General features: G+C 40.6%; 18 protein-coding genes. 7 read left to right on the top strand and 11 right to left on the bottom strand.

Annotated features, from left to right (window positions below):
- Positions 1-8: 8 nt before the first annotated feature.
- The 3 genes from PSV17_RS13785 to PSV17_RS13775 form a co-directional block, all read right to left on the bottom strand.
- Positions 9-1268, bottom strand: coding sequence for a carbonic anhydrase (locus tag PSV17_RS13785; protein ID WP_300483693.1), 1260 nt, complete (start codon positions 1266-1268; stop codon positions 9-11).
- A gap of 180 nt (positions 1269-1448) precedes the next feature.
- Positions 1449-2066 (bottom strand): lipoprotein insertase outer membrane protein LolB, encoded by a 618-nt coding sequence (lolB, locus tag PSV17_RS13780; protein ID WP_300483691.1) that lies wholly within the window; start codon positions 2064-2066, stop codon positions 1449-1451.
- Positions 2067-2102: 36 nt separating this feature from the next.
- Complete coding sequence (locus PSV17_RS13775; protein WP_300483689.1) at positions 2103-3842, bottom strand: tetratricopeptide repeat protein; 1740 nt, start codon at positions 3840-3842, stop codon at positions 2103-2105.
- A gap of 353 nt (positions 3843-4195) precedes the next feature.
- Between PSV17_RS13775 and PSV17_RS13770 the strand changes: the two genes are divergently transcribed.
- The 5 genes from PSV17_RS13770 (at position 4196) to mutM (ending at position 9359) form a co-directional block, all read left to right on the top strand.
- Positions 4196-5146, top strand: a complete 951-nt coding sequence (locus PSV17_RS13770) for an ATP-binding cassette domain-containing protein (RefSeq protein WP_300483687.1) — start codon at positions 4196-4198, stop codon at positions 5144-5146.
- Positions 5147-5161: 15 nt separating this feature from the next.
- Positions 5162-5908, top strand: a complete 747-nt coding sequence (locus PSV17_RS13765; protein ID WP_300483684.1) for an ABC transporter permease subunit — start codon at positions 5162-5164, stop codon at positions 5906-5908.
- Positions 5909-6069: 161 nt separating this feature from the next.
- Positions 6070-7455, top strand: coding sequence for a GldG family protein (locus tag PSV17_RS13760; protein ID WP_300483683.1), 1386 nt, complete (start codon positions 6070-6072; stop codon positions 7453-7455).
- A gap of 73 nt (positions 7456-7528) precedes the next feature.
- Positions 7529-8440 (top strand): DUF4340 domain-containing protein, encoded by a 912-nt coding sequence (locus PSV17_RS13755; protein ID WP_300483681.1) that lies wholly within the window; start codon positions 7529-7531, stop codon positions 8438-8440.
- Positions 8441-8540: 100 nt separating this feature from the next.
- Entirely contained in the window at positions 8541-9359 is an 819-nt protein-coding gene (mutM, locus tag PSV17_RS13750; protein ID WP_300483679.1) for a bifunctional DNA-formamidopyrimidine glycosylase/DNA-(apurinic or apyrimidinic site) lyase, read from the top strand.
- 43 nt (positions 9360-9402) lie between these two features.
- Here the strand turns inward: mutM and ubiB are convergent, their stop codons facing one another.
- Genes ubiB through PSV17_RS13730 form a run of 4 tightly spaced genes read right to left on the bottom strand, consistent with a single transcriptional unit; the run spans position 9403 to position 12777 of the window.
- The gene (gene ubiB, locus PSV17_RS13745) at positions 9403-10947 is read right to left on the bottom strand and encodes a ubiquinone biosynthesis regulatory protein kinase UbiB (protein ID WP_300483678.1); all 1545 of its coding nucleotides are present in this window, start codon (positions 10945-10947) and stop codon (positions 9403-9405) included.
- Positions 10948-11006: 59 nt separating this feature from the next.
- Positions 11007-11606: an SCP2 sterol-binding domain-containing protein gene (locus PSV17_RS13740; protein ID WP_300483676.1), complete on the bottom strand. Its 600-nt coding sequence runs from the start codon at positions 11604-11606 to the stop codon at positions 11007-11009.
- A 1-nt stretch (position 11607) separates the two neighbouring features.
- A complete protein-coding gene (gene ubiE / locus PSV17_RS13735) occupies positions 11608-12384 on the bottom strand; it encodes a bifunctional demethylmenaquinone methyltransferase/2-methoxy-6-polyprenyl-1,4-benzoquinol methylase UbiE (protein ID WP_300483674.1) in 777 nt (258 codons plus the stop codon).
- A gap of 15 nt (positions 12385-12399) precedes the next feature.
- Positions 12400-12777: a DUF971 domain-containing protein gene (locus PSV17_RS13730; RefSeq protein WP_300483717.1), complete on the bottom strand. Its 378-nt coding sequence runs from the start codon at positions 12775-12777 to the stop codon at positions 12400-12402.
- 196 nt (positions 12778-12973) lie between these two features.
- Here PSV17_RS13730 and PSV17_RS13725 point away from each other — a divergent pair, with 196 nt between their 5' ends.
- Positions 12974-14944 (top strand): dynamin family protein, encoded by a 1971-nt coding sequence (locus PSV17_RS13725; protein WP_300483671.1) that lies wholly within the window; start codon positions 12974-12976, stop codon positions 14942-14944.
- Between the two features lie 72 nt (positions 14945-15016).
- Here PSV17_RS13725 and rpoH read toward each other — a convergent pair whose 3' ends face one another.
- The 4 genes from rpoH to PSV17_RS13705 all read right to left on the bottom strand — a co-directional run bounded on the left by rpoH (position 15017) and on the right by PSV17_RS13705 (position 18769).
- Entirely contained in the window at positions 15017-15874 is an 858-nt protein-coding gene (rpoH, locus tag PSV17_RS13720) for an RNA polymerase sigma factor RpoH (protein ID WP_300483668.1), read from the bottom strand.
- A 383-nt stretch (positions 15875-16257) separates the two neighbouring features.
- Complete coding sequence (locus PSV17_RS13715) at positions 16258-17034, bottom strand: ferredoxin--NADP reductase (RefSeq protein ID WP_300483665.1); 777 nt, start codon at positions 17032-17034, stop codon at positions 16258-16260.
- A 32-nt stretch (positions 17035-17066) separates the two neighbouring features.
- On the bottom strand, positions 17067-18020 hold the full coding sequence (locus tag PSV17_RS13710; RefSeq protein ID WP_300483662.1) for an FAD-binding protein: 954 nt from the start codon (positions 18018-18020) through the stop codon (positions 17067-17069).
- Positions 18017-18769, bottom strand: coding sequence for an electron transfer flavoprotein subunit beta/FixA family protein (locus PSV17_RS13705; protein WP_300483660.1), 753 nt, complete (start codon positions 18767-18769; stop codon positions 18017-18019). Before PSV17_RS13705 ends, PSV17_RS13710 begins: the two co-directional genes overlap by 4 nt.
- 103 nt (positions 18770-18872) lie before the next feature.
- Between PSV17_RS13705 and PSV17_RS13700 the strand changes: the two genes are divergently transcribed.
- Positions 18873-19799, top strand: a complete 927-nt coding sequence (locus tag PSV17_RS13700; protein WP_300483657.1) for a LysR family transcriptional regulator — start codon at positions 18873-18875, stop codon at positions 19797-19799.
- The last annotated feature ends 7 nt before the right edge of the window (positions 19800-19806 follow it).

Below are 19806 nucleotides of genomic sequence, written 5' to 3'. Positions count from 1 at the left end.
TTTTTTGCCTACTGAATAATCACACGACCATTCAAAGCCTGTACTGGACGATTGTTGCTGTGATGCACTGCCTTCTTAAAGGCATCAATTTGTTCTTTAGAGGCTGTGATAGGGTTTTTCATTAATAGCCAACGTACGCCTTCGCTACATGGTGGTGTGGTCAATGAGCCGCTAAAGCGAAAATAGCCTTTATCTTGTGGCATGAAGTCATTAGGCATGACGCGATTTTTTAATATCACTGGTAGCCCTTCTGTGTCAGGTAACTGCTCCCAAAGTTTTGCTAACGCTGGGTTAGATTTACCTTCGGTGAACATCACGCCTATCACAGCCAGATTTCCTTTAGAATCAGCATGCATAAAGTGAGCTTCCAATGGGAAAGATTTGCCTTGTATAGTATTTTCGCTAGGGGCATGGAACTGCACTTGCTTCAACTGGAAAGCGCCGCTATCAAGTGCAAGCATGTTGCCTTCTTTAAAATTAACTTGCACGGTATGACCATTATTAAAAATATCTTTTGCGGGAAATTTTTGTATCACTCTTAAAGCTTTAATTGCGGCATGAATGCTACCTTCAATATTGATGGGTGACTGATTGCGGCCCGCCTCACAAATTGTATATTCAGGACTAAGTTTAGCCCAATTCTCAGGACCTTCTTTGCCTTCGTAAGTCCAGCGTGGTGTTGGACCAACTTTTTTGGTTTCAGTCACTTTTATTGGAGCTGATTTAGCATTCACCGAGACGGCTTTAGTTTCAGTCGACTTTACTGCTACAGCTTGGGCGGGTACTTCAGGTTTTATTTCTGTGGTTTTTTGCGTATCTATATTTGTTTTGGCTGATACAGGTTTTGACACAGTGGGTGCAATTGTCGGTTTTTGTGCTTGGCAGACATAACGCATGGCTATGTCCATGTCTGTTTCGGGCACTGGCTCAATAAATTCAGCATTTTTAGAATCGATACCTGCTGAGTAAATCAGCTCGCTATTTAAATATTGAAACACTTGAGAAGTGGCAGTTTTTTGTGCGGTACAGTCAAAATACCAAAGTAACTTTGATAAATTATATTGTTTATCGATAGTTTCTGGATTTCTTTGTGGAGTTTTGTATTCAACCTTAACCCAAGCTCTTTTGTATTTATCTTGTTGCAAGATGGATTGCTTATCCAACATTATTTTTTCAACATTGTTATCGCTGAGTTTCACCCATTGCGCCGCTTGGCTATTGTTGCATATAGCAAAGCAGAGCATGAGTACTGAGATTAATCTTTTCATTGCATTCCAACCCTCAACAAATTTATTTCAGCCTAAATTATGCTGAATTAGCCATAATTTTAATGCCGAAGTACGGCTGGGTTTCGACCTTAATTCCTAGGATTGGAGTTTTCTGAATTGAAATTGTGGGGGAGGGCTAAACGCCTTTGAGTTTATTACTTTTAATCGATTGAAGTGAGTTTATAAAACTGGGGCTGGAAATAACGTCCAGTTTTCAACTAATAACTTTAAATAGACTTTTTCGTTTCTAAGTAAGATTTTACTTGGTAAAAAATGACCATTTTGCGCTACATAATTCTCATATTGAATATCCCAGCCATCTTGCTTTAAGGTGCTTAAATGCCCTTGTTCATCCCATGTGCTCGCTTGAACAGTGCTGTTTCTCGGGCGACCTAATGCCCAATCAGCAAGACCCGCTAACGGCAATTGCCAGCCGAGCGTGTTTTGAGTAAGTGTTTCAGTGTCTGCGGCAGTAATACTATTGCCTTTAGCATCTTCTAAAGTAACGTTTTCAGCAGTTTTTTTAATGCTGGCCAGTTGTCCCCCAAGCGGAGAATATAGCGCGATGTCATCGTTCAATTTACGATGTTGCCAGCTTAAGCTGCCTGAAAAGCCTTTACCTTCAGCTTGCACACCTAAGCGGCCTTTAATGCTGAATTGGTCTATGCCAGCAATATCTTGCAAGTGCGCCTGCTGGCGTACTTGTGAAGCGTCAGAAGTGCTTGGCTTTGGTAGTGTGGTACAACTGGCTACCAAAGCAATAAGGCTAAGCGTAAAAAATAAACGTAATAATTTCATCTGTAAATTTTAATTTTTAAATCTTGAGTGAAAGATTTAAGATTTGAATTTACTGGCTGTAGTCATTAACACTTCATTATTTGGATTTCTGCTCAACGCATCATTCCATATCTTTTTTGCCTCATCACGCTTACCTTTTTTCCATAAAACCTCACCCAAATGCGCGGCTATTTCAGGGTCTTGATTCACTCGGTAAGCTTGTTCCAAGTAAGTAATTGCCTTATCTAACTTACCTTTTCTGTAGTAGGCCCAACCGAGGCTGTCGAGCATGTAATGGTCATTTGGACTAATTGATAAAGCTTTTTCTATGAGACTCACTGCTTCATCTAACTTGATGTTGCGATCAGCATATGAGTAACCCAGTGCATTGTAAGCTGCAGCAAAATCTGGTTTTGAGGCTATAGTTTTGCGTAACTCACTTTCCATAATATCTAGTTTGTTAACTCGCTCAGCCGCTAGGGCGTAGTCGTAAACCAATTCTGGAGTATTGGGTAAGTTTTTAACGGCTTTATCCAGTAAATCAAATGCATCTTTATCACGCTTCGCCTTTGCGAGTAATGAAGCTTGCGTTTGAATCACTATAATTTGTTGTTCGGTAGTTAAATCATCAACCGCATCTAGTTTTTCAATAGCTTTATCCACAGATTGGGTGCGTGCAATTAAGTTTGCTAAACCAATTTGCGCTTCTAAAAAGCGGGGACCAGGTTGCACTTTATTAAACCAAGCGATTGCATCTGCTTCACGATTTTGTTTTTCAGTGACTTGTGCCAAATATATATATAGTTGGTCAGGTTCTTTAAATTCTTGAGCTAAGGACTGCTGAAAATACGCTTCCGCAGCATTAAAGTCGCCAGCTTGAAATGAGATTAATCCAACAACCGCTGTGACTTCTGGACTACCTTTACCGTATTGTATGATGATTGGAAATTGCTTTTTAGCAGCGTCATATTGCTTTTGGCTCACCATGATTTTTGCCATGTTGACGCGAACTTCATTTGTATCGGGATATTGGTCTAAGAATGACTGGTAATAATCTATGCCAGATTGCGGTGCTTGATTGAATAAAACTTGTCCTTTTAACAATGCTGCCAAGTTCCAACCTGGTTTAAGTGCTTCGGCTTTCTCTAGCGCTTGCAATCCTACCTTAGTTTGATTTGCCGCATACGCAGCCTGTGCAATGGCGAATTGCGCTTCAGCTAAGTCTGGATAAGGAGCAGCTAGCGATTGCACTAAATTCAAAACGCCCATTTTATCTTTGCTACGGCTGAGTATATTGTTTAGATATAAAAAACCGCCGGGGCGGGTTTCTTCTTTATCGAAAAGTTTCGCCAAATGTGGTTTTGCTGCTTCTAATTGGTCTGTTGCAATCAGAATCTCCGTCATGGCTTGTTGCGCTTCGGTAGAAGTTGGGTCAAGTTCAGACCACAACTTTATACTTGGAGCCGTCATGCCTGGCACATTGCCGTAAGCTGCAACTTTGGCTGCCCGCTCTGCTAGACTAGCGTCTTGGGAAAGTATCGCCAGTTCATAAAAAACTTTACTTGAAGTAGCCAAATCACCGCGTTGCCCAGCAATTTCAGCGACTAGATATTTGAATACAAAGTCCGCTTCAGCATTGGCTGGATTGGATTGTGCCGATTGGCTGCCTGGCCCCCGAGCGACTGATGCACAACCGCTTATTAATAAGGCGCCTGCTATAAGACTTGTACCTATTATATTTTTAACCTTAAACAAATTACTGTTCGATTGGAGTTTAGTTTTCGATAGAAGAGGCATGGGGCGCATAAGTTATTCTGTAATTATTAAGTATGAGTGGGAATTAGCTTCAAAAATAAGGTTTAATAGTCGCGGCAAATTAATAAGTAAGATAATAAGCCATTACTACGGTATTGTACTGTTCTATTTCTTAGTCCGTGACAGGTGCTGCAAGTTCCTACATAATTATGGATTGACTGCAATGAATGTCAATAGAACTTACTGTATTGCTGTTCTCAATGAATTGCAATTCTCAATTAAAGAATAGATTTTTAGCGCTGACAGGCTTGTGATTTATAAAGATAACTGATTGATTTTTAGTCACAATAACCTGTATTTTTGTAATAACAAATAGAGTAACTATTAGAGTAACTATGAATAATTTTACAGTAGAGGCAAACGAGCTCACACGGCTATACGGTGGCAGAGAAGCTGTTAGTAATGTGAGTTTTACTTTAAGCAAAGGTCAAGTTTTAGGCTTTTTAGGTCCAAACGGTGCAGGTAAATCAACCACCATGAAGATGCTGACAGGAAATCTTGCGCCAAGTAATGGCTCTGTCAAAATTTGCGGTATTGATATGATGGAGAGCCCAAAAGAAGCTAAAGCGCTCATTGGATACTTGCCTGAAATGCGCCCTCTATATAAAGAGTTGACTGTAGATGAGTATTTAACCATCGCCGCTAGATTGCATAGAGTAAGCGCTGGCAGCATCAAAAAAGCGGTGGAAGTGGCAAAAGACCGCTGCGGATTAGGTCATATGAGCAAGCGTTTGATTGAAAACTTATCAAACGGTTATCAACAGCGCGTTGGTATTGCTCAGGCTATTATTCATAATCCGATGGTTGTGATTCTAGATGAACCAACCGTGGGATTAGACCCAATTCAAATTCGCGATATTCGTGCCTTGATTCGTGAAGTAGGCGCCGAGCGCAGTGTCATTATCTCAACCCATATTTTGCCTGAAGTTGAAATGGTCTGTGACCATGTGCAAATTATCGATAAGGGTAAGTTGGTCTTTAATGGCGCGATTGACGTGCTTAAAAAACACCGTATCGGCAATAAATTATTAATCGGCATGCACAACGCGCCATCTACAGAAGAAATGTTAAAAATCGCTGGCATCATTGAAGCTGAAAACGTTTCTGCGGGTTTAATGCGAGTTCGTTTTGCTGAAGATGCCGCGCCAGCTGAATCTATCGTACAAACAGCGGTTCAAAATGGTTGGGGCTTGTATCAAATTGCGCCGGATCAAACCAGTTTGGAAGATGTATTTGTGCAACTTACCTATCAAGATCAGCCTGTTGTTGAACAGGCTGCCGCGTAAACTTAAGGTCTCATCATGATTATCAATGTAGCAAGAAAAGAACTTAAAAGTATGTTTGCCTCGCCTATGGGCTGGGTGATTTTATCTCTACTGATGTTTTCATTCGGTACCTACTACTTAAATGGCGTGAATGATTATTTCGCCGTCATGTCGGGTGCAATGCGCCCGGCAGAGCGAACCGGTGTCACGCAGTTCGTTGGGCAAATGGTGTATGGCTTTGCGTCATTCATGGTGTTGTTTGCCGTGCCCTTATTGTCTATGCGATTGATTTCTGAAGAGCGCCGTAACCAAACTTTACCATTCTTATTCAGTGCGCCAATTTCACTTACCGAAATAGTTATGGGTAAGTTTATTGGCTTAGTGGCATTTTTAAGTATCTTGGTGGTATTTATCGGGCTGATGTTATCAACGCTTAACATTTGGGCAGACATCGATTTTGGCTTCATCATTGCCAACTCAATAGGTTTGTTATTGATGATTGCAAGCTTCTCTGCATTAGGTTTATATTTCTCAAGCATGACGCAGCAGCCAGTGATTGCGGCTATTTTGACGTTTATCGCCTTGTTTGCACTAATGTTTTTAGATCGCTTTTTTGCGGGTGATCCAAGCAATATGTTAGCTAGCTTGTCGCTTACACGTCACTTTCAATCATTCTCAGGTGGTTTAATTGATACGGGCGATATTGCCTATTTTTTGTTATTTATCATCACATTTTTAACTTTAACTGTGCGTCGTTTAGATGCCGACCGCTTGCGCGGCTAACTAATCATTGAATTTTCGTTGCTATGCTGCGTTCTTCACAAAAAATTACTCCTTACATATACAACATATGCGGCGTCATAATTTTTTGTTCGCACTTTGCCTAGCTTAGAAACTTAAATGATTAAAAACCTTTAAATATTTGAAATATTAGGTCTTGTAAAATGAATATCAATCGTAAATTACGTTTTCAACTGTTAGTGCAAAATGGCTTTTTTGTCGTACTGTTTTTATTGCTGGTGATATTGCTTGGCTATTTAGCGAGCCAGTATCGAGTTGCAAAAGACATTACACAGGCAAACCGTAATATTCTGACGCAAGGTAGTGTTAACGTGCTCAAACAGATGAGCGCACCTATTAACATTACGGTGTTTGCCACTAAAGATGATGCTTCAGGTGGCGACAATTTCCGTAAAGGTATGATTGACTTTGTTGCGCGTTATCAACGTGAAAAAAAGAACGTTAACCTCACTTTTGTAAACCCTTCAATAGAGCCAAAACTGGCGCAAGATGCAGGCGTTAAAGAAGATGGTGAAGTGATTGTGGAATACAACAAGCGTATTGAACACATCATTCCGCCAATCGCTGAACAAGAAATGACCAATTTACTGGTACGTTTATCTCGCACTAATCAGCAAGCTGTCATGTATTTGGATGGTCACGGCGAGCGCAATTTAATTGGTGTAAAGAATTTCGATCTAGGCGAGTTTGGTAAACAATTAGAGAAAAAAGGCTTTAAATTTGCCAATCCAGATTTAACCATTGCGCAAAACGTTCCAAGTAACGGTGCGATGCTGGTAATTGCTAGTCCGCAAGTGGATGTTAGCGAAGTTGAAGCCAAGAAAATCAAAGCTTATCTTGAGGCTGGCGGTAACTTACTTTGGTTGCTTGATGACGATAATTATCGCGGTATGAAGGAAGTAGCAGAATACCTAGGTTTGAATGTTTCGCCAGGTATCGCGTTGGATATGGCCTCGGCGCAATACGGCGCGGATGCTCGTGTTGCATTCGCGAGTTTATATGGTGAGCATGCAATTACCACTAATTTTATGTTGCGTACTTTATTCCCAGAAGCGCATGAAGTTACTGCGAAAGGTACAGATGAAAATGGCTGGAAAGTTAGTAACTTAGTAGAGGTTGCGCCAAATGGCTGGTTAGCATCAGAAAAGTTAGCTAAAGACGCTAAACCTACCTTTAATGAGAAAAAAGACAAACGAGGTCCAATTAACATCGGTGTCGCTTTAGAGCGTACTTATGGCAAAAAAGGTCAGCGTGTAGTGGTTATGGGTAATGGTAACTTTTTGTCCAACACCTTTATTACCAATGGCGGAAACTTAGACTTGGGCGTTAACATGGTGAATTGGCTTGCAGGTGACGATAAGCTGATTACTATACAACCTATGCCACTTAAAGATATTAACGTGAATATTCCTGACACTGACACAGGCCGCATAGTGGCATGGACTGTATTCCACGGCTTTCAATATTTCATTCCATTTGGCGTGATGATTGCGGGCTTTTATTTCTGGTGGAAACGTAGAAAAGCTTAAGCCAGAATTATTTAATTTCGATTATTTTAATTAAGTTAGTTTTAAGTTCAAATTGTTATAGATTAAGGCATACATGAAAAAACGCTGGTTACTTAATTTGGTGATGTTGGGTGTAGTAGCAAGTTTGATCGCATTTTTATATTTGCGCCCAAAACCAAGTACTGAACAAGAAGCCAGTTTTGATATTTCCTCATATAAGCTTGCGGAATTCAATGCAATTAGCGTGGAATTTCCTGCTAAAGCTGCAGTGAAACTAGATAAGGTGAATGGTTTTTGGCGTTTAAGTGCGCCGATTAACATGCGCGCTGACCAAGCGTCAGTGCAACGCATTTTGTCTATTATCGCAGCGCAATCAAAAGATAGAATTACCGATCCTGATTTAGATAAGTTCGGCCTAAATAACCCACAACTTAAACTTAAACTCATTAGAGATAAAAACAGCCAAGATAAAAATAATATAGAAGAGTTCACATTTGGAACACATAATCCCGTGACGGATGAGCAGTACGTTGCTCATAGGAATGCGGTTTATTTGCTGTCTAACCATTACGCTGAAGTTGCATCTACTCAGATTATTGAGTTAATTGATAAATCACCATTAAAGCCAACAGAAAAAATAGCGGGTTTTGACTTTAGCCACCTAGAGCAATGGACAGATACTAGATTGAACGTCGATTTAACTGAGGGGAAATGGAAAGTTTCAATTGCCGCAGCAAAACCACAGCAGGATGAGATGAATGAATGGTTAGAATTTTCATGGTTACATAATCCTGCTAAATCGGTAGAGATGTATACTCCAGATCGTAAAATTACCTACCCATATGTGTTAATTAAGTTAGCTGATGGTAGCAAAGTACGTTTTGATAAAATTCAAGAATCACCTGATTTGTTGCTAGCCCGTCCTGATGAAGGTTTGATTTATAACTTCCCCTCAGACGCTGGCTTCACGATGTTAAATCCACCCATTAACATCCCAAGTAACTAGCCTTTCTCTATCAATGCATTTCGTTGATGCCTTCATCTTGTCGTACATGCCTTCAGCCTGTCGCCTAGACACTATTGATAAAGAAATGGAATAGAGCTTTATGCCAGAACTCCCAGAGGTAGAAACCACCCGCCGTGGGCTTTTGCCTCTTGTCGGCAAGGTGGTTAAATCCGTTACTATTCGCCATCCCACGCTGCGTTGGCCTATTCCTGCATCTTTGCTTCAAACACTACCGAATCAAACCTTACTTGGGCTGACTCGCCGCGCGAAATATATTTTGTGTGAGTTTGACACTGGCACTTTGTTGTTACACCTTGGCATGTCTGGCCGTGTTCAATTGCTTGATACAAATTACCCGCCAGAGAAACATGACCATTTCGATATAGAATTTACTGATGGTCATGTGTTGCGGCTACGTGATCCCCGCCGTTTTGGCGCAGTATTGTGGTTAGATAACAAAGAGAATAACCATGTTTTGCTAAATAGCCTAGGTCCTGAACCGCTAGATGAGGGCTTTAACGCAAAGTATCTACATACCGCGTTAAGCAATAAAACGCTCGCCATTAAAAATGCGATTATGGATGGTCATGTGGTGGTTGGGGTTGGCAATATATATGCTTCTGAATCACTTTTTAGAGCACGCATACATCCTGAAACGTGTGCTAATAAGCTTAATTTAAAGCAATGTGGAAAATTGGTAGCAGAGATTAAAAGCACCTTGAATGATGCCTTGTCGGCAGGTGGCAGTAGTCTACGAGATTTTTTTGGTGTCGATGGCAATATTGGCTATTTCCAGCAAGAGTACTTTGTTTACGGCCGCACGAATGAGCCATGCAAGGTCTGCGAAAAGCCAATTAAATGTATACGCTTAGGTCAGCGCTCTACGTTTTATTGTGAAAAATGCCAGAAGCGATCATAACGTTTGATTCGAAATCTGTGAAATATTTAAGACTAAGCGCTAACTATAAATACCTTAGCATCAACAGTCCCACTACTTGTAACAACACCAACACTCCAACGACTAAAGTTAATCGTTTTTGCCAGCGAGCCTGATTTTCTTGGGTTTTGATTAAGGCATCAATAGCTTGCCGTATAGGTTCATTTTGTTCGGCTCGCGTTTGTTGTGTTAGAAATTGATGTACTAAACGCGGCATCTGCGGCAAGTTCTTGGCAACATAAGGTAGCTCTTTTTTCATTACCTTTACAATGCTACGCCAGCCTATTTGTTCGCTCATCCAACGTTTTAGAAATGGTTTAGCACTTTGCCATAAGTCGATATCTGGATCTAAATCACGGCCTAAACCCTCAATATTCAGCAAGGTTTTTTGCAGCATCACTAATTGCGGTTGAATAATTACGCCGAATTTACGTGACATTTGAAATAGGCTTAATAGCGTGCGTCCAAATGAAATATCTTTAAGTGGCTTATCGAATATAGGCTCACATATGGCACGTACGGCAGTTTCAAGCGCTTCAACATTCGTGTCTTTTGGTACCCAGCCAGATTCTATATGCGCTACGGCTACGTCGTGATAATCACCATTGAAAAAAGCTAAGAAATTACGTGCCAAGTAGTATTTATCATTATCGGTTAACGTGCCCATAATGCCGAAATCAAGCGCAATATAACGGCCGTCGTCAGCTACTTGAATATTGCCAGGGTGCATGTCAGCATGAAAGAAGCCATCCCGAAATACTTGTGTGAAGAATATTTCCACGCCCTCATGTGCAAGTTTCGGAATGTCTATGCCTTTAGCTCGTAACACGTGGACTTTGCTAATCGGTGTACCTACCATGCGCTGCATCACCATCACCTGCTGGCGGCACCAGTCCCAATATATATGAGGAACTAACAAGCGTTTATCAGGAAAGTTGCTGGCAAGTCGTGTGCAGTTGGCAGCTTCTAGCGTTAAGTCTAATTCGCTATGCGTATGCTCGGCAAATTCTGCGACAACTTCCCGCGGTTTCAAGCGTTTAACTTCGGCAGATATACCTTGTAGTAACCATGCAGCAGTATCTAAAAGTTCTAAATCGTGATTAATCACTTTTGCAATGCCTGGGCGCAATATCTTAACTGCAACAGGCGTGCCGTCTATTAAATGAGCAAAATGTACTTGTGCAACTGACGCGCTGGCAATGGCTGTTTCTTCAAAACTTGAGAACACTTGATTAAGTGGTAGGTTGAATGCTTCATTTACGACTGCCTCAATTTCAGTAAAAGCGACAGGTGGTACTTGGTCTTGTAGTTTAGCAAGTTCATCAGCAATATCGAGCGGAATTAAGTCACGTCGAGTTGATAACATTTGACCGAATTTAACAAAAATCGGACCTAATGCCTCAAGTGCTAACCTAAGCCGTTCGCCCCGAGGTTTGCTTTTGTCACGCCAAAACAGTAAAACATTGATAATGCTTTGTAGTGGTTTTAATGTGGTGTGGCTTAAGATGAATTCATCTAATCCAAACCGTAGTGCAATATAAATGATATAAAAAAGCCGAAAAATGCGCATATATTTAGTCGTTGTTATCTACAGCATTGCTGTTTTTGTTTAATTTTCTGAGACCGTTGTTATAGACTGTTATCTAAGTCTGGCTTGATGCTCTGAGTAAGCTTGGCTAGTTTCTTTTCAAAACGTGCGGCGTCTGCACCTAGCGTATCAACATCTGCATTGAACTGCTCTACGTGGCGTTTTTTAGCGATGAGGGGCATTTCTTCTTGCCAATACTCACTCAACATCTCTGCTAGATTAACGCTGGTTTCTTTCACTGAATTTGCCGCATCGCGCGCAAATGTACCGATTTTATTAGCAGGAATATCGCCTATCAAATTGCTTAAATCATCCTCATAATCCCAGCGCATATTCGAGAACACTTTGGCTAACTCTGCGACTAGTTGCGTATCACCTTCAATGCTAATTTGCCTGTTAGCGGCCTCATCTTTAGCAAGTAATCGTAAAAGTAGACTCGGAGCAATGGTAACGGTAGCATCTGGAATGTTAGTTTCACCTGCGATGGCTAAGTTGCCATTTTCCAAAATCACTAAACTAGCCGAGATAAAGCTCACATTAATTTGTATCGATTTTCCTGCAAATGGCTGTAGCAATTTACTCGCCCAACTATTTTGTGAGATTAGATGTTGCAATAAACGCGTTGACAGTGCTTTGAGCATATTAAGTTTTGTAACCTTTATGTAAAGCGACTACACCAGCGGCAAGGTTGTAGTAATCGACCTTGCTTAAGCCAGCCTCAGTCATCATTTGTTTCAGTGTTTCTTGGTCTGGATGCATGCGTATGGATTCAGCTAAATATTGATAACTCTCGGCATCTTTTGCGAGAATTTTGCCCATAAACGGCAATAGTTTAAATGAATACACGTCGTATATTTTAGAAAGAGGCTGCCACACTTTTGAAAATTCCAGCACCAACAATCTACCGCCCACTTTAAGCACGCGCTGCATTTCTGCTAAGGCTTTATCTTTATGTGTCATATTGCGCAAACCAAATGCCACAATTACGCAGTCAAAGTGGTTATCTGGGAAGGGCAGTTTTTCAGCATCGCATTGCAACGCAGGTACGCTTAAGCCTGCATCCAGCATGCGGTCACGTCCAACAGCTAGCATAGAAGCATTAATGTCGGTGAGTATTACTTGGCCGTCAGCACCCACTTTTTTTGCAAATAACTTAGATAAATCACCACTGCCACCCGCAATATCCAGCACTTTATCACCTGCTTTTACGCCACTAATTTCAATGGCAAAGCGCTTCCAGCCTCGATGCAGGCCAGCTGACATGACATCGTTCATTAGGTCATATTTACTTGCGACAGAATGAAAAACCTCACCCACTTTTTTCGCTTTCTCATTTTCAGCTACGGTTTTAAAGCCAAAGTGAGTACTTTGATTGGTATTAGGATTGCTATCTGGATTGGTGTTGTGTTCAGTCGTCATTTAACTTTATCCGTATTAACTTTCTTTGCGTTTTATGCCAGCAGCACTTAATCGGCCTAAATATTCTAGCCATAGCGCATCGTAGTCTCTAGCCAAATCATACAAGTAGTCCCAGGAATATAATCCCGTGTTATGGCCGTCAGAGAATGTAAGCTTGACCGCGTAATTTCCAACTGGTTCGATAGCAGTAATATTCACATCCTCTTTTCCCATTTGTAATACTTCTTGTCCAGGACCATGCCCTTTTACTTCAGCAGAAGGCGAATAAACACGTAGAAATTCGCAAGATAACTGGCATTCCATATTGTTATCGAATTTGATTTCTAATAGACGCGAAGCTTGATGCAATCGGATGTCAATTGGACGGGGAGTGTTGTTGGTTAAGCCGCTCATAATGTATCTTTTAGATAAAATAAGATAATAACAGAATGACATGGCTTGATGATGATGCATCGAAGCGCCGTTCGTCATCATATTTAGCCCGTCTATCTAAATTGTATTTTAAATGTAAATAATAGTTAATTGATTCAGTTGATAAATTCAAAAATAATGATAGAGTTCTATTAAGTAAAAATGGGTAAGGGTTGACATGGCTGAAGAAAAATCTAACAGTAAACTGGCAAATCAATTTGCAGCATATACCGAATGGCGCAAAGCCTTAGTTGATACAGTCTCTGATTATCGCAGTTGGTTGAATGAGCAAGAGCTCAATGACGGTCAAATCGATCAACGTATCCAGCATTTGTTAGATAGACTTCGTGAAGATAAATTGAACGTTGCATTTGTAGCGGAATTCTCTCGTGGTAAATCGGAACTCATTAACGCAATCTTCTTTGCGGGTTACGGCACAAGATTATTACCTTCAAGCGCTGGCCGCACAACAATGTGCCCCACAGAACTGCTATACGATAAAACTAAGCCTAGTTCAATTATGTTATTACCCATTGAAACGCGCTTATCTGATGCTACCACAACAGAATACAAACGTTATCCAGACGAGTGGAAAACGGTCACCTTTGACATTGATTCAAACGAAAGTATGGTCAATGCATTTAAAGAAGTCAGTAATACTAAAGCTGTCTCAATTCTTGATGCTGAGAAGTATGGTTTGTTTGACCCTAATAGTGCAGACGATGCGCTTAGCCTGAATAAAGATGGCACTATTGATGTGCCAAGTTGGCGTTATGCGATGATTAACTTCCCGCATCCATTACTTGAGCAAGGCTTAGTTATCTTAGATACGCCAGGCTTAAATGCCATTGGTACTGAGCCTGAATTAACCTTGAATATGTTGCCAAATGCTCATGCAGTGTTATTTATACTAGCGGCAGATACAGGCGTTACCAAATCTGAAATTGATGTTTGGCGTCAATATATTAGTGGTACACGCTGGAAGCAAAAAGGCCGGTTAGCTGTGCTAAATAAAATTGATGGGCTTTGGGATGAGCTGAAAGACGAAGAAGAGATTCAAAAAGAGCTTACTAAACAAATCAAATCGAGTGCAGATTTATTGGGTTTAGAGACTAATCAGATATTCCCTATTTCAGCTCAAAAAGGCTTGTTAGCAAAGGTTAACAACGATCCAGAGTTGCTTGAGAAAAGCCGTATTTTAGAATTAGAACGTGCCTTATCTGACGAATTGATTCCCTCTAAAAAAGAAATCGTTCGTGACAACACACAAAATGAAATTGAAGATTTGGTTGCCAGCACGCATTTAATTTTAGATGCGCGACTCTCTGGAATTAATGACCAGTTGCTTGAGTTGCGTGGTTTGCGTGGCAAGAATGAAGACGTTGTTGAACACATGATGAACAAGGTTAAAGTAGATAAAGAGAACTTTGAAAAAGGCTTGCAACGTTTCCAAGCTTTACGCAGTATTTTCTCTCAACATACCAACCGTTTGTTCACACTTTTAGGCATGGAGGCGCTTAAGGTCCATGTACACTCTACACGTGAGACTATGCAAGATGCGAATTTTACAAAAACTATTCGTGATGCGATGGATAACTTTTTCAAGGAGTTGAGAACGCGTTTAGTTTCGTCTGATGCGCAAATAGATGAAATTAAAAAAATGATGGATGTGATGTATGAGAAGTTCTCTAAAGAGCATGGTCTGCGTAAGTCTGATCCGCCTGCTTTCTCAACACTTCGCTATCAAAAAGAAGTGGGTAAATTAGAGCGAGCATATAAAGAGCAATTCAATACTGCTTTTAATATGATTGCTAATGAAAAAATGACGCTGACTACTAAATTTTTTGAAACACTGGCAAGCCGTGTGATTCATGTTTATGAAGTGGCAAACCGTGATATTGAACATTGGCTGAAAGCCGTGATTTCGCCAATGGAGTCTCAAGTACGTGAACATCAACTGCAATTGCGTCGTCGATTAGAAAGTATTAAGCGTATTTATAAAGCGACTGATACTTTGGAGGATCGTATTTTAGAGTTGGAAGCCATTGAAAAGAGCATACAAGCGCAAATAGATGACCTGAAAGTACTGCGTATGCATATGAAGAATGCGTTAGCTTTTGAATCGATTGAAAGTGAATTGGCGGCTTAATAACGAAGTGTGCTAATACAAATAAAAAAGGCTGCAATGCAGCCTTTTTTATTTAACTCTCATTAACTTAAATTACCGACTAGCCAACATTAAACTCTTCATTTTTTGCATAGCTTTTTGTTCGATTTGGCGAATACGTTCTGCTGAGACACCAAATTCATCAGCTAGCTCATGTAATGTTTTGCCACCTTGATCATGCAACCAGCGCGCTTCAACAACGCGACGGCTTCGAACATCCAAGTTTTGGAGCGCATTAGCTAAGCCTGTGGTTTCAGCCATTTCTGTTTGCTTCGATTGCAAAGCTTCTAGTGGCTCTAAACCCTCATCTGGAAGATAGGCAATAGGGCTGTATTGTTCATCGCTATCATCATCAATGTTGGCTTCAAGCGAAATTTCGTGACCATTTAAACGTGCTTCCATTTCCAGCACTTCTTCTGGTTTAACGTTTAACTCTTTAGCAATATGCGCTACTTCCGCAGGCTGTAAGCTATTTAAGCCAGTTTTCATGCTGCGTAAATTAAAGAATAATTTACGTTGTGCTTTGGTTGTTGCAATTTTAACCATGCGCCAGTTGCGCACAATATATTCATGCATTTCAGCTTTAATCCAGTGCATCGCAAAAGATACCAAGCGCACACCACGCTCTGGGTCAAAGCGTTTTACCGCCTTCATCAGGCCGATATTACCTTCTTGAATTAAATCTGATTGAGGCAAGCCGTAACCATTGTAGCCACGTGCAATGCTTGCAACTAAGCGTAAATGCGAGACAATTAACTGACGAGCAGCTTCTAAATCGTTGTCTGCTCTGAACTTCACTGCAAGCGAATACTCCTCATCGGCGGTCAAGACAGGATATGCCTTAATCACTCTAGAATAGTGTTCTAAACTGTCAGATGCGGTTAATACTGGTAAGGTTAATGCGTTACTCATTGAACTATTTCCTCCAATTGTTAGTATATTAGCACTCTTACTATGAGAGTGCTAGTGGCTAAATGGTTCAAATTATTGGCAGTTGTTCTAAACAATTAAAGTTGTTAAATAACAATTAAAGTCGTTAAATCGCAATTAAAGTCGTTAAATCATACTTAATATTTTCTTAGTCGTATTGAAATGAATAATTAGGTCTTAGAATAGTTGCATGGCGAATGGAAGTCTGTTCGTTTGCGAACCTATCTAACTGGTCATCATTGCGTCGTGATTTGACATTGAAAATCAGATTCATCCAAGATTTTTCTTCTCTGATGATGTAAGCAGACTTTCAAATTTTGAATGTCTGTTATCGCACTACCTTCACTTTGGGCCCATAGCCGCCTTTATTTTTCAACAAACGCACGTTCAATCACGTAATCACCAAGTTGACCTATGCGTGGGGAGACTTCAAATCCAAGACTATCCAATAGTGTTTCTGTGTCTTTTAACATTTGCGGGCTGCCGCATATCATTGCTCGGTCATCTTTAGGGTTCATCGGTGGCAAGCCAATATCATTAAATAATTTACCTGAAATAATTAAATCAGTGAGCCGACCTTGATTGCGGAAAGATTCTCTGGTTACAGTGGGGTAATAAATCAGTTTGTTTTTAATTTCTTCACCGATAAACTCATTATTCGGTAATTCTTTCTCAATAAAATCAGCGTATGCCAACTCGTTAATATTTCGGACTCCGTGTACGAGTATGACCTTTTCGAAACGATCATACACTTCTATATCTTGAATCAGACTCATAAAAGGTGCCAAGCCTGTGCCTGTTGAAAGCAAATATAGATTTTTAGCTGGTTTTAAATCATGTATTACTAGTGTTCCAGTTGGTTTGCGGCTAACCAATAATTCGTCGCCCACTTTTAAATGCTGTAAGCGCGAAGTTAAAGGACCGTTAGGCACTTTTATACTAAAAAACTCTAGATGTTCTTCGTAATTTGGACTGGCAATACTGTATGCACGAGTTAAGGGTAATCCATCTACCTCAATACCTATCATTACGAACTGTCCATTTTCAAAACGTAACCCAGGGTCACGCGTGGTTTTAAAGCTAAATAAATTATCGTTCCAGTGATGGACTTGTAATACGCGTTCAGTTGAATATTTACTCATGAAGTTATTCTTTTTTATGTTTTATCAATTGTTTAATGTGCCGGTGTAATTGAAGCAATCAGTTCTGGCACGGCTTCGAACAAATCGGCAACCAGCCCGTAATCGGCAACCTGGAAAATAGATGCATTTGGATCATGGTTAATAGCGACAACAATTTTGCTGTCTTTCATGCCATAAGTATGTTGAATTGCGCCTGACACGCCAATGGCAATGTATAAATCTGGCGCGACAACCACACCCGTTTGTCCCACTTGGATATCATTTGGCGCATAGCCAGCATCCACTGCGGCACGGGTTGCACCCAAAGCTGCACCAAGTCTATTAGCAAGTGGTGATAATAACTGCTCAAACTTTTCTGCACTGCCTAATGATCTACCACCTGAAACCACCACTTTTGCGGAACTAAGTGCTGGGCGATGTGATTGGCTTTGTTGTTGCGACAACCAACGTGATTTACTGGAAATGGCAGGGGCTTCTAATTCCACGATTTCCGCATCTGCGCCTTGTTTTGTTATTGCAAAATTACTCGCATGTACTGTTAAGATTTGAGTAACATCTAAACTTTGTACTGTGGAAATGACGTTACCGGCATATATTGAGCGCGTGTAAGTATTACTTCCATTTATTTGCAATACATCTGTAATCATCGCCACATCTAACATGGCGGCAACACGGGGCAGGATGTTCCGGCTAAATGATGAATTGGCCGCTAAAATAGCTTGGTATTCGTTGGCAATTCTAACAATAATATTGGCGGCATCTTCGGCAAGTAAGTGTTCTAAATGTGCAGCATCGACCCGCAACACCCGTTGCAAGCCCGCAAGGGATGAAGCTTGCTTAGCGACCGCATTTGTTGCTTTGCCAATTATTAAAAGATCCACAGGTGCCCCCCATGTTTGCGCAGCACTAACGGACTGATAAACGGAAGTATTGAGTTGGGCACCGTCATGTTCAGCTAAGACCAGAACCTTTAAAAGCTTATTCATAATGTAATACCTTCTAAATCGCTTAATTTTTGTAGTAGTTCTTGCACGCTATTTACTCTGATACCAGATTTACGCGTAGGCGGCGCTGACACGTTGAGCACATTGAATCGTGGTTCAGCAACTACGCCTAAATCAGTTGCAGCTATCGTTTCAATTTGTTTTTTACGCGCCATCATCAAGTTAGGTAATTTCACAAATCTTGGCTCATTCAAGCGCAAATCTGTCGTGAGCACTGCTGGCAAACTAATGGCCAAAGTTTCAGTGCCACCGTCTACTTCACGGGTCACTATTACTTCATCATTTTCTATATTAATAGTTGAAACATAAGTACCTTGGCCGCAATTCAATAACGCAGCGAGCATTTGCCCTGCTTGACCTGCATCGCTATCAATGGCTTGTTTGCCGAGTAAAATAAGGTCTGGATTTTCCCGTTCAACAACCGCTTTAAGTAATTTTGCAACGGCCAATGGTTGCAATTCAGCATCCGTTTCAACCAATATTGCACGGTCAGCCCCCATCGCAAGCGCGTGCCTTAAGACATCTTGATTTAAAGTATTCCCCAGTGAGACTGCAACAACCTCTCTAGCAATCCCTTTCTCTTTTAAGCGTAAAGATTCTTCAACTGCATTCTCATCAAATGGGTTCATGCTCATTTTTAACCCTTCAATATCAACGTTTGAACCATCTGGTTTAACGTATACCTTAATGTTGTAATCTACTACACGCTTCACTGCGACTAAAATTTTCATCATAATTTCCCGTTTAATTGCAGAGGATTATATAGCTTGATATAATATTTACTTAATTGATTGTTTATATAATATATATCTGCAAATTAGATATAACGACTTCATGAAATATACTTTAAGACAACTTGAAATATTTGTAGCTATAAGCCGCTCAAAGAGCGTTTCACGCGCGGCAGAAGTATTACATTTATCACAATCTGCAACGAGCACCTCCCTTGGTGAGTTTGAACGGCAATTCAACCTCCAATTGTTTGACCGCATAGGAAAGTCGTTAAGTATTAATGAGAGTGGTCGCCAACTATTACCTAGAGCAATAGAGCTCCTAGACCGTGCTAAGGAAATTGAAGCGCAACTATCGGGGCATGCGGGCTTTGGTGAAATGCATATTGGGGCAACGCTAACGGTGGGGAATTACTTGGCGACCCTATTAGTAGCAAAATTTCTGCAAGAACATCCTGAAAGTCGTATTCAGTTACAAGTACATAACACCACAACTATCGTCCAGCAGATTGCTAATTACGAACTTGACCTTGGCTTAGTTGAGGGCGATTGTCATCACCCAGACATAGAAGTGCAACCTTGGATTGCTGATGAACTTGCAATATTTAGTGCGCCAAATCACCCAATGGCCAGGCAAAAAAACATAAGTATCGAAATACTACTAAATGAGACTTGGATATTGCGTGAAAAAGGTTCTGGAACTCGCGAAACATTTGACCGCGCTTTCCAAAACCATCACTCTAAGCTTAATATACGTTTAGAACTAGAACATACCGAAGCTATTAAACGAGCAGTGGAGTCTGGTTTAGGGATTGGTTGTATTTCTCGCCTTGCGCTGAAAGACGCTATTAGGCGCGGTAGTTTATTAGCTCTAGATACGCCTGATATTAAATTAAATCGATACTTTTATTTCTTATGGCATAAACAGAAATATCAAACTGCAGGTATACAGCATTTTTTGAGTCTTTGTAAAGAAATGACCGCTGGATTAATCCGCAGTGATGAGGTTAACTTACCATATATAGCCTGAAAGTAAC

The sequence above is a fragment of the Methylotenera sp. genome, assembly GCF_029946165.1.
GTDB lineage: Bacteria > Pseudomonadota > Gammaproteobacteria > Burkholderiales > Methylophilaceae > Methylotenera.
This window is presented reverse-complemented; position numbering and strand designations above follow the sequence as displayed.